The organism is Polaribacter sp. 20A6, assembly GCF_011378915.1.
Lineage (GTDB): Bacteria > Bacteroidota > Bacteroidia > Flavobacteriales > Flavobacteriaceae > Polaribacter > Polaribacter sejongensis.
On sequence record NZ_WTPZ01000004.1, the window covers coordinates 402,028 to 427,734 of the forward strand.

The following is a 25,707-nucleotide window of genomic DNA, read 5'->3' on the forward strand; positions in this document are numbered from 1 at the left end:
TTTTAATCCTTTCCGCTATGAAAAGACGAATTATATTTTTACTCCTTTTTATTTCTATCGCTTCTTTTTCTCAAGAAATTACAGGTGATGAATTGTTAGAAAAAGCAATTCAGTTTCATGATCCTAATGGAAATTGGGCTACTTTTAATGGTGAATTATTTGTTACCATGAATGTTCCTAAAAAATCTCCAAGAAAAAGTGTTATCAAAATTAATTTACCCGAAGAATATTTTTCTGTAATAGCTACTAGAGATACAATTACTACAGAATATATTCTAGATAAAAATACTTCTAGCTTTACTTTTAATGGTGATAACAATCCATCTGAAGCAATTAAAAAGAAGTATAATTTAGACATTATACGTGCTAGTTTTTTAAAAAACTACTATACATATTTGTACGGTTTACCAATGAAGTTAAAAGATAACGGAACCGTTATTGATCAAAAAGTAGAAAAAAAGAACTTTAAAGGAAAAGACTATTTGGTTTTAAAAGCTACCTACAATAAAGAAGTTGGTAAAGATACTTGGTACTTTTACTTTGACCCAGAAACATGTGCTATGGAAGTGTATCAGTTTTTTAAAGAAGCAAAAGATAGCGGAGAATACATTTTACTTTCTGGTTTAGAAACCATCAATGAAATTAAGATTCCTAAAAATAGAGCTTGGTATTATAATAAAAACAATGCCTATTTAGCAACCGATATTTTATCTTCACAAAAATAAATGAAACCCTTTACTTTATTCTAATCATAGAAAAAACATGTTGTTAAGTATGGAAATAGTATTACTCATTTTTATCATTATTTATCTACTAATTACAAACAAAAATATTAGTTCTAAATTGAAAGATTTACAGACTTCTGTTTTTCAATTAGATGATAAATTACGAGACTTACAGCAAAAATCAGCTTCTAAAGAAGAAGTATTAAAAACTAAAAGCGAACCTGTTTCTCAAAAAGAAACTGAGCCTTTAGAAAAAACAAGACCAATTGTTGTAGCAAAAGAGGAACCTATTATTTTTGTTTCTGAAGTACCAGAAGTAGTAAAACCTATTCTGAATACTGATGCTAAAATTGCACCAATAGTTACTGATAAAAAACCAAATACAAAAGAAGAGAAAAAGAAAGAAAAAGCAATTCCTAAAAAATCTTGGATAGCAGCTTTTAAAGAGAAGAATCCAGATTTAGAGAAATTTATTGGAGAGAATTTAATTAACAAAATAGGTGTTTTAATTCTTGTTTTAGGGATTAGTTTCTTTGTAAAGTTTGCTATTGATAAAGACTGGATTAACGAACCTGCAAGAGTAGGAATAGGTGTTTTATGTGGTTCACTAATAATGATGATTGCACATAAATTAAAGAAAAATTACGCTTCCTTTAGTTCTGTTTTAGTAGCTGGAGCCATAAGTGTCTTTTACCTTACTATTTATATTGCTTTCCATGAATACCAATTATTTAGCCAGACCGTTGCTTTTTGTATTATGGCAGTAATTACGGCTTTTAGTGCCTTAGTTTCCGTTTCTTATAACAGACAAGAATTAGCAGTCTTATCTTTAATTGGTGGTTTTGCAGCTCCTTTTATGTTAAGTACTGGCGAAGGAAATTATGTGGTGTTATTTAGTTATATCGCTATTTTAAATTTAGGTATTCTTGCTATTTCTTATTTTAAAAAGTGGAAAATAGCAACGATTATAGATTTTGTTTTTACCTTTATTTTATTTGGTTCTTGGTGTTTCTTAAACATCCATAAAGACAATTTTGAGCATAATGGCGCTTTAACTTTTGCTACCATATTTTACTTTATTTTTAGCCTTACTATTGTTTTAAATAACTTAAAAAATAAAGGGGTCTTTTCTAAAATTGAATATTTTATTTTAATAGCAAATACGTTTATTTTCTTCGGAATTGGAATGGTAATTCTAAAAGACTTAGAGTCTAATTTCACAGGATTATTCACCTTACTATTGGCTTTTTATAATGTAGTATATGCAACTATTTTATATAAGAAATTCGGATTAGATAAAAACGCTATTTACATTCTAATTGGTTTGGCATTAACCTTTGTTACGCTAACTATCCCTATTCAATTTAACGGAAACCAAATTACTCTTTTCTGGGCTGCAGAAGTAGTTTTATTGTTTTGGTTGTCTAAAAAATCTAAAATTGAGTCTTTTAAATTAGGTGCCATCATAGTACAATTTTTATCTATTATTAGTTTGCTACTAGATTGGGAGTTGTATGCGTATTCAGAAGAATTATCGGTAGTCTTTAATCCGTTATATATAGCTGGTTTTGTAGTAAGTGTTTCTCTGTTTTTAACCTATTGGTTATTAAAAAAAGAAGGAAATATGGTCACTAAATATTTCACCTTAAAAATAAACGTTTACAAAATAATTGTATTAATTGCATTTGTTTTAGTTGCGTATTTTACAGGTGCTTTAGAAATTGATTATCAAGCACATCAATTTTTAGAAAATACAGCTTCTGCCCTATCTTTTCCTGTTGCATACCATTTTGTGTTTGTCGCACTCTTATTATTTTTTACAGAAAAATTAAAGCAGAAAAACATAGAAAAAGCAGTCTTATTAATCAGTTGCATTTCAATTATCGTTTACATTGGCAACATCTACAAATTACCAACAGATGAAGTTGCAGAAAACCTTGCACTTTCTATACATAGTAATTATGCTTTTTACTTGCATTATATAATTTTAGCATGTCTTATTTATTTTGGAGTTCAATTATTTAAAAAGACAAGTACGGTATTCAATATAAAACCAACACGAAGTAAATGGTTGCCATGGGTATTTGTATTTGCTATTGTGTACACATTAAGTAATGAAGTGATGGTACATGGAGTTCATTTTTCTAATAATTCTTCAATTATTACTGAGTTAAATGCACAAACAAATGATTACTCAAAATACGATATTATAGATAACAAAATAGATGCAGTACAAGACCAAATAATTAAAATTGGGTATCCTATTTTATGGGGAGTTTTCTCATTTATATTCTTAATTATCGGAATTAAGAAACAGTGGAAAAACTTAAGAATTATTGCACTTTCTTTATTAGGAATAACCATTATAAAACTATTTGCTTACGATATTAAAAATGCTTCTGAAACAGGAAAAATAGTCGCCTTTATATTATTAGGTGTTTTAATCTTGATTATTTCGTTTGTGTATCAGAAAATTAAAAAATTAGTAAATGACAAAACTCAAGAAGATGAAGAAATATAGCTTTTTAATCGTTTTATTTATCGGACTAACTTGTTTTAGTCAGAATTATAAAGGCTCTTTAAACAGTGTTGAAAAAGACGGTTTACATAAAATAATGTTGACTCCAGAAATAAGGTCTGCAAGTAAAAATAATTTTAATTTTATTAGAATAAAAGATAGCGCAAACAAAGAAGTGCCTTATGTTTTAAAATATCATTCAGATCAATTATTTTCTACTTTTTTACCGATTAAAATACTATCAAACAAAAGAATTAAAGATTCTATTACTTCGGTTATTATAGAAAATAAATCATCTGAAAAATTAACAAATCTTATTCTTCAGGTTGCAAATACAGATATTTCTAAAACATATCATCTTTATGGAAGCAATGACGCCAAAACATGGTTTGGAATTACATCTAACAACAGTCTATACTTTAAGAACGTTGCCAATAAATCATCCCTAGAAAAAAGGATAGACTTCCCAACAACAACGTATCAGTTCTTAAAAATAGCCTTTAACGATAAAAATTCTTTACCAATAAACATTTTGGGTGTTGGTAAATACATCAACAACTATTTTTCTGAAGCACCAATTACACTTACAGATTATAGTCAGGAAATTACGCTTTTAAAAGACAGAAAAGTTACACAGATTAAATTTACATCAAACAAATCTCATCAAATTAATAGTATTTCATTTGATATTAACACCGCTTTTTATCAACGTAATGCAAAACTAATTATAAATAAAGAACGTAAAATAAAGAAGAGAGTAGAAATTGATCAACAAGTAATTTCTAACTTTCAGTTAAGTTCTAAAACAGAAAACACCTTTTTCTTAAATAATTTAAATGAAAAAGAATTTATTATAGAAATCGAAAACAAAGACAATCCTAGTTTAGAAATTACAAACATTACCTTATTACAAAAGCCTATTTATATTATATCTGACTTAAAAAAGAAGGAACAATATCAACTAATAATAGATACTACCTTCTCTAAACCTTCTTATGACTTAGGTAATTTTATATCAGAAAAAACATCAATTATAGAAGAAGAAGTATCCGTAAATAATTTTATTAAAACCAAAGCAACACCTGTAATTATAAAAGAGAAACCTTTTTGGGAAACGGCTGTTTTTATGTGGGTTTGTATTATTTTTGTAGGCGCTTTAATAACCTACTTTGCGTTAGACTTATTAAAGGATGTAAAGCATCAAGAAAAAAACTAATTTATAAATAATTTCTTATCGAAAAAACAAGTGCCAACAACAAAAAACATTTACAGAAAAATATTAATTTGGAGATATAAATACATCTCTGAAAAACAATTCATATACATACTTAGCATCCTTGTTGGTTTTTTAGCAGGTTTTGGAGCTGTTATTTTAAAAAACTTAACACACTTTTTTCAGCATCTTTTAGAAGGAAATTTGGTAAGAGATTATCACCATGCTTTTTACTTTCTTTTTCCTATTATTGGTTTAACAATTGTATACTTTATCATAAAATATATTATTAGAAACAAGGTAAGTCACGGTATTCCTTCTACGCTATATGCTATTTCCAAAAGAAAAGGAATTATGAAGCGTTACCAAATGTTTGGTTCTATTTTAACAGCGCCAATTACCGTTGGTTTTGGTGGTTCTGTTGGACTAGAAGGACCAACTGTTGCAACAGGTGCGGCAATTAGCTCTAATGTTGCCAGGTTGTTTCATTTAAATCAGACTTCAAGAACCTTATTAATTGGTTGTGCATCTGCCGCTGCGCTTTCAGCCATATTTAAAGCACCAATTGCCGCTATTATTTTTGCCATAGAAGTATTTAGCTTAGACTTAACAATTGCCTCTATGATGCCTTTACTTTTGGCTTCTTTATCTGCAATTATAACCTCTCGTTTCTTTTTTGGTTCTGATGTTTTACTTCCGTTTGAAATAACGGATGTTTTTACAATTGGCAACATTCCTTATTACTTAATTTTAGCAACAGCAACAGGCTTAGCTTCTATCTACTTTACCGAGGTTTATGATAGAATTCAGAAACTTTTTGACAAAATAGACTCTCCAGTAAAACGTTTATTAGTTGGTGGAATTGGTTTAGGAGTATTAATATTTTTTATTCCGCCTTTATATGGTGAGGGTTTTGAGGTTATTAATAATTTAATTGCAGGAAACCCACAAGAAGCTTTAAAAAACAACTTTATGAACTTAGATTTAACTAATGTTTGGGTTGTTATTATCTTATTATTTGGCTTAGTTTTATTTAAAGTGATTGCAAGTGCCTTAACTTTTGGCGCAGGTGGAGTTGGTGGTATTTTTGCACCTACTTTATTTATGGGAAGTCTTTTAGGAAATTGTGTTTCTAAAATAATTAATACTACTGGTTTATCTAATGTTTCTGAAAGTAATTTTACTTTGGTAGGAATGGCTGGCTTAATGGCAGGAGTACTACATGCTCCTTTAACTGCCATCTTTTTAATTGCGGAATTAACTGGAGGCTATGAACTTTTTATTCCGTTGATGCTAACCGCTACAATTTCTTACCTAATAGCTAAATATGTACATCCATATTCTGTCTACGCAATGCAGTTAGGTAGAAAAGGAGAATTAATTACACATAACAAAGACCATGCTGTCTTAACTTTAATGGATATTAATAGAGTTATCGAAAACAATTTTGTTCCAGTTTATTCAGATATGGATTTAGAAAGTATGGTTAAACAAGCAGTTGTAAAATCTAACAGAAATATTTTTCCTGTAATTAATAAGAAGAATAATAAACTAACAGGTATTATTTTACTAGACGATTTAAGACCTATAATGTTTGATCAAACCTTATATAAAACCATTTTTGCTAGAGATATTATGCAGCATCCTCCAGAAATAATTATCATAGGTCTAGATAAAATGACAGACATTATGAGAAAATTTAAAGAAAGTGGTGCTTGGAATTTACCAGTTGTTAAAGAAGGAAAATATATTGGTTTTATCTCTAAATCAAAATTATTAACGGCTTACAGAAATAAACTAATAGAAGTTACGTCATAAAACTATAGAAGAAAATGAGGCAGAATAGTTTTTCAACAAATATGAGAACAAAATCTAACAAAGAGTTAGAAACCATTCTCACTGAAAAAGATAAATATACAGAAGAAGCTTTGCAAGCTGTTACTTGGGTATTAGAGGATAGAGACATATTAGAAAAACCTACCATTGTTATAGAGGATACGCCTACAGAAAATACCGTATCTGAGACTCCTATTCCTAAAGAAAAAATAGAAAGTAATAAGAGTCCTTTTGAAGAATTAGAAGTGCCTGTTTTATATTCTAAAAATGCAATCCTCGGTTTTACCATTTTCTTTTCTACCATATTTGGTGCTGTTTTATTAATGCAAAACTTAAAACAGGTGAACAAACCTAAAGTAAGAAATCAAGTTCTTATTTTTGGGTTGGTATATACTCTTTGCTCTACGATACTTTTAAATTATCTACCCAAATCTATTTTCACAACTTTAATCTTGAATGTTATAGGCTACGCTGTGTTGACAGAATATTTCTGGAATACCCATTTAGGAAAATACTTAGTACATCACAATAAACAAATATGGAAAATATTAGGTATTTCGATGCTAATTGTATTTGCTCTTATTTTCCTGCTATTTTTAACTCAAAATTTAGAACAATAGCTTTTTAATCAGGCAAAAAAGTAGAAGCTCTAATTATTAAATTAGTTTTAATTTCTATCGTTTTACTACTTGCATAGTTTTTAGGCTCTTGAATTTCTCTAATTAAATAATCTACAGCGATCTCTCCTATTCTTTTACCAGGTTGATCTGTTGTAGTTAAGTTAGGCTCTATTATTGTAGAACTTAAAGAATTACTAAAACCTACCACAGCAATTTCTTCGGGTATTTTAATCTTAAATTTATTTAACGTCTGTATAACCCCTACAGCAGCAGTATCTGTTATAGAAAATATAGCATCTGGTCTTTCTTTTAAACTAATTAACTGACTCGTTAATCTTCTTCCTTTTTTTAAAGAAATATCTTCTGTACTTAAAATTAGTTTTTCATCAACAGGTATATTATGCGTTTGTAAAGCTCTTAAATATCCCTGATATCTTTTTTCTGAATTGTAAGAGTATTCAAATTCTTTAATAATTGCAATTCTTTTTTTACCAATATTAATTAAATGCTCTACAGCATTAAAAGCAGCTTCTTCTCCATCAATTATAATTTGGGTACAAGGAACTTTATTAGAAACTTTATCGAACAGTACCAACGGTTTTTGATTTAATGCATATAAAATAGGATCTACTTCTATCGTATTTTTAGATAAAGACATTAAAATACCATCAACACCAAATTGCAACATCGTTAATAGCATTTCTTTTTCTCTATGAATATCATTATTAGATTCAGAAATAATAACTCGATATCCTTTAATTTCTGACTGTAATAAAATTTCTTTTAAAATTGTAGAGGTAAAATAAGAAGTTATATCCGGTACAATAACACCAATAATATTTGTTTTATGCAACCTAAACCCTTTCGCAAAAATATTAGGCATGTAATTTAATTTTTTAGCCAAATCCTTTACCCTCTTTGTTGTGTTCGGACTAATATCTGGATGATCGTTTAAAGCTCTAGAAACTGTTGATGTTGAAAGTTTTAACATCTGAGCCATCTGTTTTAGTGTAATTACTTCTTTTTTCACAATATCGTTTTCGTAAAAATAATATAAACAAACGTTCCCGCAAACGATTGCATAACATTTTCTTAAAAAAATGCATTATAAATAGAGTATATATCAATAATTTTGGGATATAATTAACTAATTCTTAATAACATGAAACATTCATTACTTACATTATTATGTGTCTTTAGTTTTTCTGTAGTAGCAGCTCAGACAAATATAAAGGGAACAATTAAAGATAATACAGGCGAAGGAATTCCTGGTGCAAGTATTATTATTAAAGGAACTACTTCTGGAGGTACTTCTGATTTTGATGGAAATTTTAGTTTTACATCATCGGCAGTTGGAGAACAATCTATTCAAGTATCTTATATTGGGTTTACAACTTTCGAAAAGAAAGTAAATCTAAATGGAACCACAGTAAACGTTGCTGTTGTTTTACAAGAAGGAGGCGCCGAACTAGATGAAATAGTACTTACGGCCTCTGCAACTTTTAGATCTCAAAAAGAGACACCAATGTCTATTAGTTCTATTAAGCAAAAAGAAATTACAAAACTTTCTGCCAATAGTCAGGCAGATATTCTTAGAAGTGTACCTGGTATTACTGCCGAAGGTGGTGGTGGAGAAACAGCTACAAATGTTTTTGTTAGAGGGCTACCTTCTGGCGGACAGTATGTATTTAACCCATTACAATATGATGGTATGCCATTAATGAGTACGTTTGGTTTAAACTCGTCTGCACATGATGTATATGCAAGACCAGACATTGGTTTTAAAGGAGTAGAATTTGTAAGAGGTGGAGCAGCCGTTTTATATGGTGCTGGTTCTGTAGCCGGAATTATTAACTACACTAGTAAAACAGGAGATTCTAACCCAGGAAATATTGTAAATGTAGAATGGGCAGATAAAGGTCGTTTAAAAACAGATTTTTATTCTGGAGGAAGATTAGGAGGAGAAGATTCTAATACTTTTTATGCTTTTACCGGATTTGTTAGAAAAGATGACGGACCAATAGAAACAGGTATGCCTACAAAAGGTGTACAGTTTAGAGCAAATATTAAAAAGAAATTTGAAAAAGGTTCTTTTACATTACATGGTCAGTTTATTAATGATAGAGCTCAGTTCTTTTTACCACTTCCGTTAGACGGCGATAGAAATAGGATAGATGGAAATGATGGACAACCAGTTTCTCAATTATTGTCTAGCGAATTAGCACATACTTCATTTTTAACTGCTGGTGGGGCATATACAAGTCCTATAGAAGATGGTGTTTACACCGCTGGTGGATATTTAATGGGAGATTTCGATTATAAATTTTCTGATGATTTAAGATTCAAGTCAAAAATTAAATACGCAAACTACAAACATAACTTTGCCTTATATGTTGGTGGTAATGGAGCTAACGGAAACCCAATTAAATTAAGTGACTATGTTGCAGATGTTGCTCCAGGAAACCAAGGATTTACAGCACAATATCAAGGAAGTGCAGCTGGCTCATCTATAAGTAATTCAGATTTAGTGGTAGACAATTTACATGTAGATAGGTTACGCCCAATGACAGATTATTCTGGTGAAGCTTCTTTAACTAAAACTATAGAAACAGCTAAAGGAACTCATAATATTACAGCAGGTGTTTATTTAGCACTTACCGAAGCAGAAGATGTTAATTATCAATACAGAGTATTATCAGAATTTAATAATAACCCACGTTTGGTAAACTTAAGTTATGTAGATGCTAGTGGTAATGATGTTACTTTTTCTGAAGGAGGGTTATATAATAGAATTGGTATGACTGCTAATAAATTCTTAACCCAAAACAAAACAGCTTTCTATTTAACAGATGAAATAGTTTACGACAAATGGCGTTTTGATGCTGGTATTAGAATAGAAAATACAAATGGTACTTTTAGTAACGGAAACATTGTAAGCAATAAAGTATACGATGATGCTACTTTAACTGCAGAATTAGCAAACGTTAATTATGCCGATGGAAGTTTTACAAGAGGAAATATTGATGCTACTGACTGGGCTTTATCTTTAGCTGCATTGCATAATTTAATAGATGAAGTTAACTTATATGCAAACTTTTCAAAAGGTTTTTTCTTTCCACAAATTAGAAGTTTTGCTCCAGTAGCAGGTATAAAAAACACAAATTATGATTCAGAAAAAATTATTCAATTTGAAGCAGGTGTAAAATTAGGTAAAGAAAGATTATCTGGGTCTTTGGCTGCATACTATGTAAGTTTAAGCGATAGAATAAAAATAACACAAGCATTTAATACCGCAGGTACTTTAATTGATAAAACAAGATCTGAACAAGCAACAAAAACTTTAGGTTTAGAAGCAAACTGGTCTTATAAATTATCAGATCATTTAGATTTTAGAGGTACTGCTACTTACCAAGAACATGAAATTACAAAAAATATTGATGAAGATTTAGAAAATGGTGGATCTACAGAAATCAATGTTGGTAACAAATTAGCAAGACAACCTAATTTCTTAGCAAGTTTAGGTTTAAACTATGACAATAATAGTTTTGATGCTTTACTTTCTTTAAATCATACAGGAAAAAAGTTTGCTGCAGATAACAACAACGTAGAGTTAGAAGCAATAAACATTGTTAGAATAGGTGCAGGTTACACCTTTGGTTTAAATAAATCGGAAGACAGCCAAGAAAACTTAAGAATAGGAGTCTCTTTATTTAACTTATTTGACAGCTCAGGAATTACAGAAGGAGATCCAAGAAATGTAAACCAAGCTGGTAATGCAGAGTTTTTTAACGGAAGACCAATTCTACCAAGAAGAATGTTTGTAACAGCGACCCTTAATTTTTAGTCCCCCAACCTTTTATAAGCCAATTTAGTTTTTAGGTTACTCACTATTCTAAGTAACATTTCAATAGTGAGTATTTAAATTATAATAATCCATTTTTAAATATGAATAAATTAGAAAAACAAGCAATAGAAGTACTTAATAATAACTGGACAGGGAGTTTTAGCATTCCATGTGCAAATTTGTATCCATTTCAATGGAAATGGGATTCTGGTTTTATAGCCATCGGTTTTGCACATTTTGATATGCCAAAAGCAGAAAAAGAAATAGAAACCTTATTAGATGCTCAATGGGAAAACGGATTTATTCCACACATAATTTTCCATACAGACAATGATAGTTATTTTCCTGGTGCAGATTTTCATCGTTCAGACTTACATTCATTAGCATCAAAAAAACACAAATCTACAGGAATGACACAACCTCCTGTAACAGGTTTTGTGTTAGAGGAAATGTATAAAATTAGTACTAATAAAGAAGCTTCTTTAAAATATATAGCGTCTGTAATTGATAAAGTATATTTTAATCACGAATATTTTTATAAAAATAGAGACCCGCAGAATGAAGGTTTAGTTTATATTTATCATAATTGGGAATCTGGTACAGACAACTCTCCTATTTGGGATGATATTTGGGCAACCATGAATCCGCCAGAATATACTTTTGAAAGAAGAGACACCACGCATGTAGATGCAGCTCAACGTCCATCTAAAAGAGAATACGATCATTATTTACATATTATAGAAATTGCAAAAGCGAATAATTATAGTGATGAAAAAATAGCTGAATTATCACCTTTTTTAGTTCAAGATCCATTGTTTAACGCAATGCTTATAAAATCTAACGAGAGTTTAATCGCTTTGTATAAATTACTTGGAGATAACAGTGATAAAGTAGCACAGTTAGAGAAATGGCAAGCAAAAAGTAAAGAATCATTTAACAACAAATTATTTGATGAAGAAATAGGTGCTTATATTCATTACGATTTAAGAAATGAAAAACCTTTACGATATTTATCATCATCATCTTTTTCGCCAATATTTGCAGGTATTCCATCAAAAGAAAGAGCTCAAAAAATGGTTACCGTTATGATGGATAAATTTGGAAATGAAGACCAATATTTATGTGCTTCTTTCGACCCAACAAGTGATCGTTTTAATCCGAAAAAATATTGGAGAGGTCCTGTTTGGATCAATTTAAATTGGATGCTTTTTAACGGATTAAAAGAATATGGTTTCAAGGATATCTCCCAACGTGTAAAACAAGATTCTATAGATATGATTGAAAAAAATGGTTTTTATGAATATTTCGATTCTAGAAAAGAAATGCATAAAGAGGGTAAAGCAGGTTATGGAGGTAATCATTTTTCTTGGAGTGCCGCTTTATTAATAGATATGTTTAAAAATTAAATTCACATAAAAACAAACTGATTATGAATTGGCTAGATTATAGTATCGTAATATTTTATATCATTTTCTTTTTAGGAATGGGTTTCTTCTTTAAAGATAATAAAGACTCAAAAGATTATTTTTTAGGAGGTAAAAGCATGGGATGGTTTCCTTTGAGTTTATCTACAATGGCTACCCAATTATCTGCCATCAGTTTTATTTCTGCTCCTGCTTTTGTAGGCTTAAAATTAGGCGGAGGTATGAAATGGTTAACCTTTGAGTTTGCCGTTCCTTTAGCAATGATTTTTATTATGATTGTTATAATTCCGCCATTATTTAGGTCTGGAGTAGTTAGTATTTATGAGTTTGTAGAAAAACGTTTTAGCACCTCTACAAGGTTAATTTTAAGTATCGTTTTTCAGATAAGTCGTGCATTGGGTACAGGTGTTATGGTGTATACTATTGCCATTATTTTACAAGCCGTTTTAGACATCGATTTTGTGTACACTATTTTAATAATTAGTGTTATTACCATTATCTATTCTTGGCAAGGCGGTATGAAAGCCGTTGTTTGGGGAGATGCTATACAGATGATTATTTTATTCGCAGGTTTAATTATTTGCTTGTATTTTGGTTGGACTCTTTTACAAGAACATGGTGGTTTGCCAAATGGTTTTGATCCTGAACGATTAAAAGTGATCGACCATAATTTAGGAATTGGTGAAGGAAACGAATATGGCTTGTTACCAATGATTATTGGTGGTTTCTTTTTATATGCTTCTTATTATGGTTGCGACCAAACACAAGCACAAAGAATGCTATCTGCTAAAGATGAAAAAACCATTAAACAACTTTTACTAGCCAACGGACTGTTAAGATTTCCGGTAGTTTTAATCTATTGTATTATGGGGTTAGTAATTGGTGGTTTAATAACACAAGCCCCAGGTTTCTTGGAAGAAATAGCAACGACTACCCAAAAATATTTTCCAGAAGAATTTGCTGCAAATGGTGTGAAAGCAGATTTAATGATCCCTGTTTTTATTATGAAATATTTACCTCATGGTTTAATAGGTATTTTAATGGTTGGTATTTTATCTGCAGCAATGTCTTCTTTAAGTTCTACCGTTAATTCTCTATCTGCAGTAACTGTAGAAGATTTCTTTAACAGAGGAACCAAAAAATTAAGCAACAAAAACTACATGCTTATTTCTAAAGGATCAGTTGTATTTTGGGGTGTAATTTGTATTGCAGCGGCCTTTCTTTTTGGAGGAAGTAAAAGTGCGGTGATAGAAATAATTAACGCCATTGGTTCTGTATTTTACGGGCCAGTATTAGTGACATTCTTTTTGGCTTTCTTTTCTAAAAAAGTAAATCATATTGGTATGAATGCTGCAATTATATCTGCCGTATTAATCAACCTAATATTTTCTAAAACCATTCAAGAATTGTTTCATATAGATTTAGGCTTTAACATTTTTTGGATTTGGTTAAACTTTACGGGTGTAATAATTGCATTGGTAGTTGCCTATACTGTTAGTGCATTTACACGTGGCACAGCTGTAAAACGTATTTCCAATTTTAATGTAAGCATTAAAAAAGAAGATTTTATGATAAAAGAAGTATACATTCTTGTCGCTTTTTTTGTATTCATAGTTGTATTAAGTTATTTCCTTCCAACTATTTTAAGTTAAAATTTAAGCAAATGAAAATAGTACTAGCACCAGATAAATTTAAAAATTCTTTAACAGGATTAGAGTTTTGCAATATTGTTGAAAAAGGCATTTTAGAAGAATTCCCCAATACAGAAATTCTTAAATTACCACTAGCAGATGGTGGTGACGGTACTATTGAAGTTGTAGAATTCTACCTAAAAGGAAGTACCATAAATGTAAAAGTGAACAACCCTTTTTTTGAAACTATAAATGCAACTTACATTTATTCAGAAAAAACAAGTACTGCTTTTATTGAAATGGCAGAAGCATCTGGTGTTAAGCTACTAAAACCAGCACAATTCGATTGTAAAAATGCCACTACCTTAGGTACCGGAGAAATGATTATTGATGCGATTAATAAGGGTGCTAAAACTATTATTATAGGTATTGGCGGCAGTGCAACCAACGATTGTGGCATAGGAATGGCAACGGCTTTAGGTTATCAGTTTTTAGATAAAAACAATGAAAAAGTAAAACCTATTGGTGCTAATTTATCAAATATAAAATCGATAGATGTTACTAATGTTCATCCTAAATTAAGCGCTGTAGATTTTAAAATAGCTTGTGATGTTACCAATCCGTTATACGGAAAAAATGGTGCAGCCTATGTTTATGGTGCACAAAAAGGAGCGTCGAAAGACGAAATTATAATGTTAGATAAAGGCTTAGAAGATTTTTCTGAAATTCTAAATGCTATTTTCACAATCGATGTTCAGTCTGTAAAAGGTGCTGGTGCTGCGGGTGGAATGGGAATTGCTAGTAAATTATTCTTAAACGGAACTTTAGAACCTGGGATTCAATTGATAAAAAATATCGCGAATTTTGATACTCAAATTGAAGGTGCCGATTGGATTATTACTGGTGAAGGAAAACTAGACACACAAACTATGTCTGGCAAAACAATTCAAGGAGTGTTAACCTCCGCAACCGCTAAAAAAATAAAAGTTGCTGCTTTTTGTGGCACTATAGATTTAGACGGAAAACAACCAGAAGATTTTGGAATTCAATATACCGATGCAGTTATAAATTACGCGAAGGACTTAGAAGGTTCTATGAAAAAAAGTGCAAAATACCTGAATTTATTATCAAGAAAATTCGCACTAAAAAAACTTTAAAAACTAGCTCCAAGGCTCTTCATTAGGCTCTAATTGCTTCTGACTTGGCATAATACTTTTATAGTCTTGCTCAGTTGCTTCTATTTTTAAACAAGAAAATAATAAGAAACAAACGGCTAAATCATTTTCATCTAAAAGCTGTAATTTAATACTGTCTTTAAAATCATTATCAGAAAAAGACTCATCAATTTCTGCAATCTTTTCTCCGTTTTTTAGAATCGATATTTTCTTTTTAAAATGGATATTCGTTTCATAAGTAACCTCATCAACATCTATAGAAAAGATGGTTTTTCTATTATTCTGAGAAATTAATTCGGTTAAAACGTCCTGACTATTTTTTATGGTAAATACCATTTTCCATTTCCAAAATTGAAATTGTTTGGTAATCTTATAAATTATTTTATCGTCTGAATTAAAAACCTCAGAACCAAACTTCCCAAAATCCATAAACCACTTAGATGTGTATAATTTTTCTTCGGATGAAAAAACATCTAAAGTATTATTAAAGTGTTTTATTTTATATAAATGAGTGTTCATTGAATTACTTTTCTTTTAAAAAATTGACTACCAAATCTGGAAAATCTGTAAAAGCACCATCAATATTTGCTTCTATTAAGAGTGTTTCCATCATCTGGTCAAAGGTAGTGAACTCATCTAAAGAATCGGCTCTAAAAGTATAAGGATGCACTTTTAAACCCAATTTATGCGCATCGGAAACTAATGTGGTAAACTGCCACTTCTCTCCTACTTTTTCATCTAATATTTGCTTGTACCAAGGACCTATTCCGTCTGCATACGTTGCAAAATGTGTCAATTGTTTTGCTTCTTCTTCAAATTCTATTAATTGCACCAAAAATAAGTCAGATTTTAATGCTACACGAATTCTCTCTAGCTCTGCTGCATCAAAACATTGTAAAATGCAATTATCCTTTTTTGTTTTGTAACCGTAATCAGCAAGTATCTCTAAAACAATTTCGGTTATCTTTCTTCCTTCTTTTTGATGAAAAGCTGGTTCTTTAATTTCTGGATAAATTCCGATATTCTTTCCAGTAGCTTTATTTAAACCTTGTATCAGTTCTATTTCTTCTTCAAAAGAATGCAGTTTAAAATTCCCTTTTCCCTTCGGGTAACGGTTTGGGTAAAACTGTTCGCCTGTTTCGGGATTAAAACGCTCCGTTACTTTTAGCGTTTGTAATTCATCAAAAGTAAAATCTATCACATAAAATCGATTGTCTTTTCTTTTTCTATCAGCAAATTTTACAGCAACATCCGTTACATCATCTAAATAAATATCATGAATTACAATAGGTACATTGTCTTTACTCAACACCAAATCTTGCTCAATAAAATGAGGATTCATAGCATACGCCATCGCTTTGGCTCCCATAGTATGTTCTGGCAAATAACCAGAAGCACCTCTGTGAGCAATCACTATTTTAGTATCCATATTCGTTTCTTTTTTAGGTGAATTGCAAGAAAAAAGTAGCAAACCAATCAAAAATAATCAAATTGAGTTCATTTCTATAAAATATATCAATTAAAGATATAACTTTTGTAATTTTGCAATATGAAGTTAATGTTAAAAATAATGTTTGTCATCTTTTTAATTTGGATGGCAGTTGGAATGTACCTTATAAATACAGGTCACGAAAAGGCACAAATTGTAATGGGTTTAGGTGTCTTCTACTTTTCTTTTCTATTTATGCCTTTCTTTATTTACTACAGATACAGAGACGGAAAATACAAGAAGTATATTTTAAATGATGAAAAATTAAAGGCCGCTTTTAAAGGTTTTGGAAAGGATTAATTAGTTCTCCTTTTAATAATTTTACCGTATACCAAAATGAATGCGTTAAAAAAACAAGAACGCATCAGTTTTCACACGAGCGAGACGTTTGCGTTAGCGAAAACGGAACAAAACATAAACGCTAGTGCGAGCGTTTCGCTCCTACCACAACAAGTGAATTTCAAAAAATAGTATCAGAGTTTACAAGGCCAAAGGACTATATCTATCAAATTTCTATTAATCTTCCTTTTTAAAATACAAATACACAGGAAAATGGTCTGAAAAACCTCCTTGATACCAAGGACCAATATAAGTTCTAAACGGACTTCCTTTTAATTTTCCTTTAAAAATTTTAAGCCATTTCTTATTAAAAACTTCCGCATGCTTAAAATAGATTTGTCCTTCTTTTTTGTCTAAAAAGTTCTTGGTAATAATTATCTGATCAAATAAATTCCATTTACCTTCATAGGTTAAAGAACCAATAGCATTTCTATCCAATATCTTTTCCATCGGATTGTAAAAATCATCCGTCACTAAATATTCTTTAATAGATTTACTGGTTGGATCATCGTTAAAATCACCCATAATCAAAATTTTTGCATTATAATTTTTAGCTTGTATTCCCGCTATAATTACTCTTGCTAATTTTGCTGCATCAATTCTTTTTGGTTCAGACTCTTCTATTCCCTCTCTTCTAGAGGGCCAATGATTTACTAAAACATGGACTAATTCTCCTTTTAAATTTCCAGAAACCACTAAAATATCTCTAGTATAATCTCTCTTTCCTTCTTCATATTCTAAATACAAAGGAAAATGTTCTGAGTCTATTAATTCGAATACTTCTTTATTGTACAAAAGTGCTACATCAATCCCTCTATCATCCGGAGAATCATAATGTACAAAACCATAATGATGCTTTTTTAAATCTTTAGAATTCACCAAATCTCTTACAACTTTTGCATTTTCTACCTCTACCAAACCAACAAGTGCAGGTACATTATAAGATCTTTCTTTACCTAATTGAGAAATTACAGAACCTAGTTTTTTAATCTTGTCTCTGTAACGTTTATTATTCCAATGATTTTTTCCATTGGCTGTAAAATCATCATCAAAAGTTTTTGGATCATCTACTGTATCAAATAAATTTTCTACGTTGTAAAAACCAACAGTAAAAATATCTTTACTCCTTTTAGATGATAAAAAAAATGATTGCATGTATACTTAATTTTTGTGAAACGTAAAAATAGACAAATAAACTTTTGGTACTCGTAACTTAAATTATATGTTTTGTTAACATTAACGTATTCTAAATTACGTTTTTCTAATATAAGTTTGCAGTGATTAAAATAAGCATGAATATTAAACCTTTAAAAACCATTGCTATAAGAAGAAAAAGTATTGAATTTGAATTTGAATTAATTATTAAAATCCTTAATTTTATTGAGGATTTTTTTATGCATTTACAAATCAAATCTTTGTATTTTTGTTGTCTATGATAGACGAACGCGAAGTAATATCGGAAAAAGCTGTTTTAATTGGAATTATATCTCAGAAACAAGATGAAACTCAATCTACAGAATACTTAGATGAATTAGAGTTTTTAACGCTTACTGCAGGTGGAGTTGCCGTAAAACGTTTTGTCCAAAAGATGGAAAAACCAAATCCTAAAACTTTTTTAGGTGTTGGTAAATTAGAAGAAGTTAGAGATTATATTGAATCGAATCATATTGGAACTGCCATTTTTGATGATGAATTATCTCCTGCTCAAATACGTAATATTGAGAAAGTTTTAGATTGTAAAATCTTAGATAGAACCAACTTAATCTTAGATATTTTTGCACAAAGAGCACAAACAAGCTCTGCAAAAACACAAGTAGAATTGGCTCAATGTCAATACTTATTACCACGTTTAACAAGATTATGGACACACCTTGACAAGCAAAAAGGTGGTATTGGTATGCGTGGACCTGGAGAAACAGAAATAGAAACAGATAGACGTATAATTAGAGATAAGATTTTTCTTTTAAAGCAAAAATTAAAAACCATTGACAAACAAATGGGTGTGCAACGTAAAAACCGTGGAAAAATGGTTAGAGTTGCTTTAGTTGGTTACACAAATGTTGGTAAATCTACCTTAATGAATGTAATTAGTAAGAGTGATGTATTTGCAGAAAACAAGTTGTTTGCAACCTTAGATACTACTGTTAGAAAAGTAGTAATTAAGAACATACCTTTCTTATTAACAGACACTGTTGGTTTTATTAGAAAGTTACCTACACAATTGGTAGAATCTTTTAAATCTACTTTAGATGAAGTACGTGAAGCAGATTTGTTGTTACATGTGGTAGATATTTCTCATCCTAATTTTGAAGATCATATTGCCTCTGTAAATTCTATTTTATCAGATATAAAATGTGCAGACAAACCAACTTTAATGGTTTTTAATAAGATTGATGCGTATGCTCACGAAACAATAGATGAAGATGATATTGTTACAGAAAGAGAGAAAAAACATTATACTTTACAAGATTGGAAAAAAACTTGGATGAATGATTATGAGGTAGAATCTATCTTTATATCTGCTTTAAACAAAGATAATTTAGAAGATTTTAAAGAAAAGGCTTACCAAGAAATAAAGAAAATTCACATTCAGCGTTTTCCTTATAACGATTTTTTATATTATGAATATAAAGAAGAAGAGTAAATAATTATGATTTGATAAAATAAACTTCATTGAGATGAACAAAAGCTCCACCGAATTAGTCGACCATTTAGAGAAACACTATATACATAGAAGTAATTGGTTAAGGGCAGCTGTTTTAGGAGCAAATGATGGAATTTTATCTACCGCAAGTTTAGCTATTGGAGTTGCTGCTGCAAGCCAATTAAGAGAACCGGTAATTCTAGCTACTTTAGCTGGTTTGGTTGCAGGAGCATTATCTATGGCCGCAGGAGAATATGTTTCCGTAAGTTCTCAAACAGATATAGAATCTGCAGACATTGAAAGAGAAAAAGTAGAATTAGAAGAAATGCCAGAACTTGAGTTACAAATGTTGGCAAGAATCTACGAAAAGAGAGGACTTAAAAAAGAAACAGCATTAATTGTTGCTGAAGAATTGACAGAAAATGATGCGTTAGCAGCACATATTAGAGATGAATTAGGTATTAATGAAATTAGTCAGGCAAATCCTATTCAAGCTGCAGTAGCATCCGGAGCGGCTTTTACAATTGGTGGCCTACTTCCTTTTTTGGTAACTCTTTTTCTGCCTTTAGAAAATTTAGAATACTACATTTACACTTCTTCCATACTTTTTCTAATGACTTTAGGGGCATTAGCGGCTAAAGCAGGCGGTTCTAATATTAAAAAAGCAGTTTTAAGAATCACTTTTTGGGGTACAGCTGCTATGGGATTAACAGCCTTAGCTGGCTATTTATTTAATGTAAATATCTAAAAAGGACTCGTGTTATAAACTTTGTAAGTAAAAGTTATTCCTCCTTTTTATCATCATTTATTCCCATTTTTTTTATTCGGTTTTTCCAAGAATTTTTAGCATGAGCTTGTAAGTCTGCAACAGAGTCACTTTCATCCATTATCTCTAAACCTAATAAAGTTTCTATTACATCTTCTTGAGAAACAAGTCCGCTTACAGAACCATATTCATCTACAACCAACGCAATATGTTCTTTCTGTCGAATCAGTTTGTCAAATAAATCTGCAATCGATAAATCTCTGTCTGTAATTATAATATTTCTTTTTATAGAAGCTAAGGTCTCCGCTCCTTTTCCACTAATTATTGCTTCAAATAAATTATCTTTTAGAACATATCCTGTAATTTCATCTGGATTTTCAGCAAAAACAGGAATTCTAGAATAACGTAATTTTTTGTGCTCTTTATAAAAAGCATCTATCGTTTGGCTTTCATCTGCTATTTCTAAAACAGATCTAGGTGTCATTACATCATTTACTTTAATCCCTTTAAAACCTAATAAGTTTCTAATAACCTTCCCTTCGTTTTCATGAAAAACCCCATCTTTTTCAGCTATTTCTGTCATTACTAAAAAGCCTTCTCTACTTAAAACACTGCCATGTCCTTTACCTCCAATTAATTTTGTAGTTAATTGTAAAACCCAAATAAAACCTGTCCATTTTAAAGGAAAAATCATAATATTTAAAGCCTTGGTAGTAAAATTAGCTAACTGTCTCCAATAAGTAGCTCCAATTGTTTTAGGGATAATTTCTGATGCAACTAAAATTAAAATAGTCATTATTGTAGATACAACACCCACCATAACATCTTCTGTTAATTTAATACCCAAAATAGTTTTAGTAGAAGTACCATACATTTCTGCATAGGCAACTTTTGCTTGTACACCAACTAAAATAGCCCCTACAGTATGTGCAACTGTATTAATTGTTAAGATTGCTATTAAGGGTTTGTCTACATCTTTCTTTAACGCCTCTAACTGTATTGCATACTCTAACCCTTCTTTCTTTTTTAAGTTGATAAAAGTTGGTGTAATACTAAGTAAAACTGCCTCTAGAATAGAACACAAAAATGAAAAGAAAACAGAAACGGTAGCGAAAATTATTAATAATGTCATCAACAAAGGTTTAGAATGTAAAAGTAAGGAAAATAAAAAACCTCAAGAATTTCTTCTTGAGGTTTAAATAAAATATTATTTGATATTACTTAAAAAGCATAACTCAAACCTAGTAAATAGTAAGATTGTAATTTGTTATCTATATTGTCAAAAGTAGCTGTAGGAACAACAGCATTATCTAAAGCATTGTTTAAAGCTTCTTGTTTATTTTGACGTAAACCTAACTCAAAACCAACTCCAATTCCTTTCCAAATTGTATAAGCAAAAGAGTTTGTAAATGTCCAGTTAGATAAATCTGATGTATCATAGCTTTGAAACATAGATAAATTAGACTTTACACTTAGTTTACCATATTTCTGAGTGTAGTCTGCTACAACTTTAGCACCTAAAGAAGATTCGAAAACTGTATCTCCACTACTAAAAACAAAATTGTAGTTTCCTGGATGTATAACAACCACTAAATTATTTGTTGGTGTCCAAGTAGTACCAATACCTAAATCTAAATACCCTGGGTCGTTAAAATTATCTATAATTGTGGTTCTATATTCTGCTAAACCAGAAAGTGCCCATTTTTTATTTAATCTCTTACCATATAAAGAGCTAATTGTAAATACATCTGTAGTAGCTTCAAAATCTTCATCTCCAGGAACTCCTTCTTCATCTAGTTTTACCCAACCTAAATTAACCGCAGCAGAGTTTCTCCAGAAAAAATCTTCTTTAATTAAATTAGCAAAACCATTTACTGTAATACCTATATTACCAGCAGTTGCTGTAGGTGCAGTTCTAGAATACCAGTTATTAAAACCAGAAAAACTACCTCCAATTGTACCAAAAGCACCTTTTCTCCATCCTGGAAGTGCATCAATTTTTGATTGTAATGCTTTTACCTCTCCTTGTAATTTAGCAATTTCTGCTTTTTTAGGAGCTTGTTCTTTTTTTAATTCTTCAGCTGTTTGTCCATTAATGGATAAACTAGTTAATACCAATAAAAATAAAATTGATAACTTCTTCATCTTTTTGTTTTTTTAAAATTTGAGTGTGCAAAAATACACTTTTTCTTATTTAGACAATAAAAATATTAATAAGTCACTTTTTGGTGGAAATTATAATTTAAACCTAAACCAAACATTTCTCTAAACTGAACACTACTAGAAGCATTGTCATCAATTACTGTTTGAAAAGTCATTTGCATTTTTATAGACTTATTTACCTTAAAGCTAATATTTGTTTGGTAATCAACATCCACATTACCAACATCATTCAAATAATCTGAATACATGGTTAAAATATTTTCCATTTCAATATTATCCATCAAAGTAAATTTATAAAGTCCAGATAAGTTAAAACCTAAACTAAACGCGGTATTACTATCTTCATCAACACCAAATTCACCTGAAAAATCATCATTTACAAAAGTATATCTTGCGGTTGATGGTGCTATATTTATATTTAATCTATCTGATCTCTTCCATAACATACCAGGACCAAAAGTTAAATATGCAGGTGAAAAAAAGTCTGAAACAACCAACTTAGGTTCATTGGTATAATTATAGCCTTTTGAATATTGTGATTTTAAATTACCTAGAAACGAAAAAAACCAATAATTAGATGTTTTGTACCCAAATAAACTATTTAACTCAAAACGATCAATTGTTTTACGATGCCCTTTTTCACTAAAATGACTAATACCATAGCCTGTTATCATTCTAGTATCCCAGTTTACATTGTCTTTTTTGTAATTAAAATTATAATCTACCGTTAAATTTCCTGCAATTGTATTTTCTCCTCCAGAAGACCAATTAGAAAAGGAAGATTGATTAAAAACAAAACTAAATTTACCGTTAATTTTCCATTTAGGAATGGGTAAAGTATCTTTCTTCTTTTTTTGTGCATAAAAAGAAGTAGAAAAAAGAACGAGTAAAAGAAGTAATAATCTTCTCATTGTAAATTATTTTTTAATTTTATATAAAGGCACTGTCGAGCAAGCTTCTCCAAACATAATAGACCTTGCTACAGGTTGTAATTTTTCTATTAAAAAAACATAAGCGGAATTAGGGATTGGCTTATTTGCACACCCTTTTATGATAACTGGTGCATTAATAAATTCCTTAAGATCTAAAAAACCAATTAATTCTTGATAAAGAACTGTTTCTAACAACTCTAAATCTCCAATCACCACTTTATTTGCAAACGGAATTAATTCTGACGCCACTAACATAAAAGCCCAAGAAGGAATTATTGCATCTACAGAACAAGAAATAGCTACAAAACTATTTTTGTATTGAGACCAATCGTGGTTTTGTACCGATTCTCTAAAGTCTTTTTCTTTTAAGATTAACTCTTGAAACAACCAATCTTTAACATCAAATACCACTCTTTTTCCTTCTGGATAGATTTCTTCTAAATCAAAGGTTTTAAGTTTACTATTTGTAACCCTATTTATAATTTCTTCTTGCATTATTAAAGTTTCAAAGTTGAAATTTCTCAATCGCTTAAAAAAGCTCATTTAGAAATGACATTGGTTGTTTTATTCAGAAAACTGTTAGTGAGAACTATTTTATAGCATTCCCAGTTCTAGTTTTGCTTCTTCACTCATCATATCTTGTGTCCAAGTAGGATCGAAAGTAATTTCTACTTCACAGCTTTTAATTTCTTCTAAAGTTTTTACTTTATCTTCAATTTCAACTGGCAAACTTTCTGCTACCGGACAATTAGGTGATGTTAATGTCATTAATATTTTTGCATTATTATCTTCAGATACAAAAACGTCATAAATTAAACCTAATTCGTAAATATCTACCGGAATTTCTGGATCATAAATTGTTTTTAAAACATTTACAATTTTGTCACCTATTACTTCTAACTCTTTATCTGTCATTATATTTCATTTAACAATTAGTTTTCACCAATTGTATTTTTAATTTCCTAATTTAGTTTGTTGTGCAATGGCATACATTTTTATGTACTTAACCATAGAAACTAAACCATTTGCTCTTGTTGGTGATAAATGTTCTTTTAAACCGATTTCATCAATAAAATCTGTAGAAGCTCCTAAAATATCTACCGGTTTTTGGTTTGAATATACCCTCAATAACAATGCCACAATACCCTTGGTTAATATAGCATCACTATCCGCAGAAAATTTAATAATATCTCCCTCTAATTCAGAATATAACCAAACTTTAGACTGGCAACCTTTTATTAAATTTTCATCTAATTTATTCGCATCCTCAATAATTGGTAACGATTTACCTAACTCTATAATGTACTCATAGCGCTCCATCCAATCATCAAACATAGAAAACTCATCAATAATTTCTTCTTGTATTTCTTTGATAGTCATTTTTAAAACTTATTTTTGCACTTTTTAAAAAGCATTTTATAAAATGCAAAATTACGTATAAAATCTAAGAAATGAGTAAATTATTAGCAGTTGGTACAGTAGCTTTTGATGCAATTGAAACCCCTTTTGGGAAAACTGACAAAATATTAGGTGGATCTGGAACCTATGTAGGTCTAGCTGCAAGTCAATTTGGAGTAAAAACAGGCGTTGTTTCTGTAGTTGGTGGAGATTTCCCTGCATCCTACTTAGAAATGATGAATTCTAAAGGTATTAATACTGATGGAATTGAGGTTGTCAAAGAAGGTAAAACTTTTTTCTGGAGTGGTAAATATCATAACGATATGAACTCTAGAGATACTTTAATTACAGAATTAAATGTATTAGAGACTTTTACACCAGTTGTACCAGAAAACTTTAAAGATGCAGGTATTGTAATGTTAGGGAATTTACACCCGTTAACACAAGCATCTGTATTAGACCAAATGACAGAAAGACCAAAATTAGTAGTTTTAGATACTATGAATTTTTGGATGGATATTGCTTTAGATGATTTACATACAGTTTTAAAACGTGTAGATGTAGTAACTATTAATGATGAAGAAGCGCGTCAATTATCCGGAGAATATTCTTTGGTAAATGCAGCTAAAAAGATTCATGAAATGGGACCTAAATATGTGGTAATCAAAAAAGGAGAACATGGTGCTTTATTATTTAATGAAGGAGATATGTTTTATGCGCCTGCATTACCCTTAGCAGAAGTTTTTGATCCTACAGGAGCTGGAGATACATTTGCTGGTGGTTTTTGTGGTTATTTAGCAAAAACAGAAGACATTTCTTTTAACAACATGAAAAATGCAATTATCTACGGTTCTAACCTTGCATCTTTCTGTGTAGAAAAATTTGGTACAGAACGCATGGAAGCACTTACTAATGAAGAAGTTAAAAAGCGATTACAAGCTTTTAAAGATTTAACACAATTTGATATAAAAATATCTTAATTTTAATCCG

At 30.3% G+C, this 25,707-nt stretch carries 23 protein-coding genes; 13 read left to right on the top strand and 10 right to left on the bottom strand.

The features are described from left to right. The first annotated feature begins 17 nt into the window (after positions 1–17). The 5 genes from GQS57_RS11785 to GQS57_RS11805 are packed head-to-tail and all read left to right on the top strand — an operon-like array spanning position 18 to position 6,912. Positions 18–725 (top strand): DUF6503 family protein, encoded by a 708-nt coding sequence (locus GQS57_RS11785; RefSeq protein ID WP_165733047.1) that lies wholly within the window; start codon positions 18–20, stop codon positions 723–725. 49 nt (positions 726–774) lie between these two features. Beyond that, positions 775–3,246, top strand: coding sequence for a DUF2339 domain-containing protein (locus GQS57_RS11790; RefSeq protein WP_165733048.1), 2,472 nt, complete (start codon positions 775–777; stop codon positions 3,244–3,246). Continuing rightward, positions 3,233–4,459: a hypothetical protein gene (locus GQS57_RS11795; RefSeq protein ID WP_165733049.1), complete on the top strand. Its 1,227-nt coding sequence runs from the start codon at positions 3,233–3,235 to the stop codon at positions 4,457–4,459. Before GQS57_RS11790 ends, GQS57_RS11795 begins: the two co-directional genes overlap by 14 nt. Before the next feature lie 30 nt (positions 4,460–4,489). Beyond that, the gene (locus tag GQS57_RS11800; protein WP_368855186.1) at positions 4,490–6,274 is read left to right on the top strand and encodes a chloride channel protein; all 1,785 of its coding nucleotides are present in this window, start codon (positions 4,490–4,492) and stop codon (positions 6,272–6,274) included. Between the two features lie 41 nt (positions 6,275–6,315). Next, a complete protein-coding gene (locus GQS57_RS11805; protein ID WP_240915469.1) occupies positions 6,316–6,912 on the top strand; it encodes a hypothetical protein in 597 nt (198 codons plus the stop codon). Between the two features lie 4 nt (positions 6,913–6,916). On the opposite strand, the gene GQS57_RS11810 is transcribed toward GQS57_RS11805, so the two are convergent. Further along, complete coding sequence (locus GQS57_RS11810; protein WP_165733051.1) at positions 6,917–7,942, bottom strand: LacI family DNA-binding transcriptional regulator; 1,026 nt, start codon at positions 7,940–7,942, stop codon at positions 6,917–6,919. Positions 7,943–8,074: 132 nt separating this feature from the next. Between GQS57_RS11810 and GQS57_RS11815 the strand changes: the two genes are divergently transcribed. The 4 genes from GQS57_RS11815 to GQS57_RS11830 all read left to right on the top strand — a co-directional run bounded on the left by GQS57_RS11815 (position 8,075) and on the right by GQS57_RS11830 (position 14,968). Beyond that, positions 8,075–10,756, top strand: coding sequence for a TonB-dependent siderophore receptor (locus GQS57_RS11815; RefSeq protein WP_165733052.1), 2,682 nt, complete (start codon positions 8,075–8,077; stop codon positions 10,754–10,756). Positions 10,757–10,857: 101 nt separating this feature from the next. Further along, a complete protein-coding gene (locus GQS57_RS11820; protein ID WP_165733053.1) occupies positions 10,858–12,162 on the top strand; it encodes a trehalase family glycosidase in 1,305 nt (434 codons plus the stop codon). A gap of 23 nt (positions 12,163–12,185) precedes the next feature. Then, entirely contained in the window at positions 12,186–13,832 is a 1,647-nt protein-coding gene (locus GQS57_RS11825; protein WP_165733054.1) for a sodium/solute symporter, read from the top strand. Between the two features lie 11 nt (positions 13,833–13,843). Further along, on the top strand, positions 13,844–14,968 hold the full coding sequence (locus GQS57_RS11830; RefSeq protein ID WP_165733055.1) for a glycerate kinase: 1,125 nt from the start codon (positions 13,844–13,846) through the stop codon (positions 14,966–14,968). Positions 14,969–14,971: 3 nt separating this feature from the next. Here GQS57_RS11830 and GQS57_RS11835 read toward each other — a convergent pair whose 3' ends face one another. Together GQS57_RS11835 and glpQ are read right to left on the bottom strand one after the other, a co-directional pair. Beyond that, entirely contained in the window at positions 14,972–15,505 is a 534-nt protein-coding gene (locus GQS57_RS11835) for a hypothetical protein (RefSeq protein WP_165733056.1), read from the bottom strand. Positions 15,506–15,509: 4 nt separating this feature from the next. Continuing rightward, complete coding sequence (gene glpQ / locus GQS57_RS11840) at positions 15,510–16,466, bottom strand: glycerophosphodiester phosphodiesterase (RefSeq protein ID WP_262887630.1); 957 nt, start codon at positions 16,464–16,466, stop codon at positions 15,510–15,512. A gap of 90 nt (positions 16,467–16,556) precedes the next feature. Here glpQ and GQS57_RS11845 point away from each other — a divergent pair, with 90 nt between their 5' ends. Continuing rightward, positions 16,557–16,775, top strand: coding sequence for a hypothetical protein (locus GQS57_RS11845; RefSeq protein WP_240915470.1), 219 nt, complete (start codon positions 16,557–16,559; stop codon positions 16,773–16,775). 216 nt (positions 16,776–16,991) lie between these two features. Here GQS57_RS11845 and GQS57_RS11850 read toward each other — a convergent pair whose 3' ends face one another. Then, complete coding sequence (locus GQS57_RS11850; protein ID WP_165733059.1) at positions 16,992–17,969, bottom strand: endonuclease; 978 nt, start codon at positions 17,967–17,969, stop codon at positions 16,992–16,994. A gap of 277 nt (positions 17,970–18,246) precedes the next feature. Here GQS57_RS11850 and hflX point away from each other — a divergent pair, with 277 nt between their 5' ends. Next, positions 18,247–19,458, top strand: a complete 1,212-nt coding sequence (gene hflX / locus GQS57_RS11855; RefSeq protein WP_165733060.1) for a GTPase HflX — start codon at positions 18,247–18,249, stop codon at positions 19,456–19,458. Between the two features lie 34 nt (positions 19,459–19,492). Next, positions 19,493–20,206, top strand: a complete 714-nt coding sequence (locus tag GQS57_RS11860; protein ID WP_165733061.1) for a VIT family protein — start codon at positions 19,493–19,495, stop codon at positions 20,204–20,206. Positions 20,207–20,240: 34 nt separating this feature from the next. Here the strand turns inward: GQS57_RS11860 and GQS57_RS11865 are convergent, their stop codons facing one another. The 6 genes from GQS57_RS11865 to GQS57_RS11890 form a co-directional block, all read right to left on the bottom strand. Next, positions 20,241–21,356 (bottom strand): CNNM domain-containing protein, encoded by a 1,116-nt coding sequence (locus GQS57_RS11865; RefSeq protein ID WP_165733062.1) that lies wholly within the window; start codon positions 21,354–21,356, stop codon positions 20,241–20,243. Between the two features lie 89 nt (positions 21,357–21,445). After that, complete coding sequence (locus tag GQS57_RS11870; protein WP_165733063.1) at positions 21,446–22,369, bottom strand: DUF3078 domain-containing protein; 924 nt, start codon at positions 22,367–22,369, stop codon at positions 21,446–21,448. Between the two features lie 65 nt (positions 22,370–22,434). Continuing rightward, positions 22,435–23,298: a DUF3078 domain-containing protein gene (locus GQS57_RS11875; RefSeq protein ID WP_165733064.1), complete on the bottom strand. Its 864-nt coding sequence runs from the start codon at positions 23,296–23,298 to the stop codon at positions 22,435–22,437. A gap of 6 nt (positions 23,299–23,304) precedes the next feature. After that, positions 23,305–23,814 (bottom strand): DUF2480 family protein, encoded by a 510-nt coding sequence (locus tag GQS57_RS11880; RefSeq protein WP_165733065.1) that lies wholly within the window; start codon positions 23,812–23,814, stop codon positions 23,305–23,307. Positions 23,815–23,913: 99 nt separating this feature from the next. After that, complete coding sequence (locus GQS57_RS11885) at positions 23,914–24,234, bottom strand: DUF59 domain-containing protein (protein WP_165733066.1); 321 nt, start codon at positions 24,232–24,234, stop codon at positions 23,914–23,916. Positions 24,235–24,273: 39 nt separating this feature from the next. Further along, positions 24,274–24,699, bottom strand: a complete 426-nt coding sequence (locus GQS57_RS11890) for a SufE family protein (RefSeq protein ID WP_165733067.1) — start codon at positions 24,697–24,699, stop codon at positions 24,274–24,276. Between the two features lie 71 nt (positions 24,700–24,770). Between GQS57_RS11890 and GQS57_RS11895 the strand changes: the two genes are divergently transcribed. Further along, the gene (locus GQS57_RS11895) at positions 24,771–25,697 is read left to right on the top strand and encodes a PfkB family carbohydrate kinase (RefSeq protein WP_165733068.1); all 927 of its coding nucleotides are present in this window, start codon (positions 24,771–24,773) and stop codon (positions 25,695–25,697) included. Positions 25,698–25,707 lie beyond the last annotated feature (10 nt).

Excerpts from the sequence above, each read along its gene's own strand:
- GQS57_RS11835 (WP_165733056.1), bottom strand. The coding sequence starts at position 15,505 with ATGAACACTCATTTATATAAAATAAAACACTTTAATAATACTTTAGAT.
- GQS57_RS11790 (WP_165733048.1), top strand. The coding sequence starts at position 775 with ATGGAAATAGTATTACTCATTTTTATCATTATTTATCTACTAATTACA.
- GQS57_RS11870 (WP_165733063.1), bottom strand. The coding sequence starts at position 22,369 with ATGAAGAAGTTATCAATTTTATTTTTATTGGTATTAACTAGTTTATCC.
- GQS57_RS11850 (WP_165733059.1), bottom strand. The coding sequence starts at position 17,969 with ATGCAATCATTTTTTTTATCATCTAAAAGGAGTAAAGATATTTTTACT.
- GQS57_RS11830 (WP_165733055.1), top strand. The coding sequence starts at position 13,844 with ATGAAAATAGTACTAGCACCAGATAAATTTAAAAATTCTTTAACAGGA.
- GQS57_RS11875 (WP_165733064.1), bottom strand. The coding sequence starts at position 23,298 with ATGAGAAGATTATTACTTCTTTTACTCGTTCTTTTTTCTACTTCTTTT.
- GQS57_RS11820 (WP_165733053.1), top strand. The coding sequence starts at position 10,858 with ATGAATAAATTAGAAAAACAAGCAATAGAAGTACTTAATAATAACTGG.
- GQS57_RS11795 (WP_165733049.1), top strand. The coding sequence starts at position 3,233 with ATGAAGAAATATAGCTTTTTAATCGTTTTATTTATCGGACTAACTTGT.
- hflX (WP_165733060.1), top strand. The coding sequence starts at position 18,247 with ATGATAGACGAACGCGAAGTAATATCGGAAAAAGCTGTTTTAATTGGA.
- GQS57_RS11865 (WP_165733062.1), bottom strand. The coding sequence starts at position 21,356 with ATGACATTATTAATAATTTTCGCTACCGTTTCTGTTTTCTTTTCATTT.
- GQS57_RS11785 (WP_165733047.1), top strand. The coding sequence starts at position 18 with ATGAAAAGACGAATTATATTTTTACTCCTTTTTATTTCTATCGCTTCT.
- GQS57_RS11885 (WP_165733066.1), bottom strand. The coding sequence starts at position 24,234 with ATGACAGATAAAGAGTTAGAAGTAATAGGTGACAAAATTGTAAATGTT.
- GQS57_RS11895 (WP_165733068.1), top strand. The coding sequence starts at position 24,771 with ATGAGTAAATTATTAGCAGTTGGTACAGTAGCTTTTGATGCAATTGAA.
- GQS57_RS11815 (WP_165733052.1), top strand. The coding sequence starts at position 8,075 with ATGAAACATTCATTACTTACATTATTATGTGTCTTTAGTTTTTCTGTA.
- GQS57_RS11860 (WP_165733061.1), top strand. The coding sequence starts at position 19,493 with ATGAACAAAAGCTCCACCGAATTAGTCGACCATTTAGAGAAACACTAT.
- GQS57_RS11880 (WP_165733065.1), bottom strand. The coding sequence starts at position 23,814 with ATGCAAGAAGAAATTATAAATAGGGTTACAAATAGTAAACTTAAAACC.
- GQS57_RS11805 (WP_240915469.1), top strand. The coding sequence starts at position 6,316 with ATGAGAACAAAATCTAACAAAGAGTTAGAAACCATTCTCACTGAAAAA.
- GQS57_RS11890 (WP_165733067.1), bottom strand. The coding sequence starts at position 24,699 with ATGACTATCAAAGAAATACAAGAAGAAATTATTGATGAGTTTTCTATG.
- GQS57_RS11825 (WP_165733054.1), top strand. The coding sequence starts at position 12,186 with ATGAATTGGCTAGATTATAGTATCGTAATATTTTATATCATTTTCTTT.
- GQS57_RS11845 (WP_240915470.1), top strand. The coding sequence starts at position 16,557 with ATGTTTGTCATCTTTTTAATTTGGATGGCAGTTGGAATGTACCTTATA.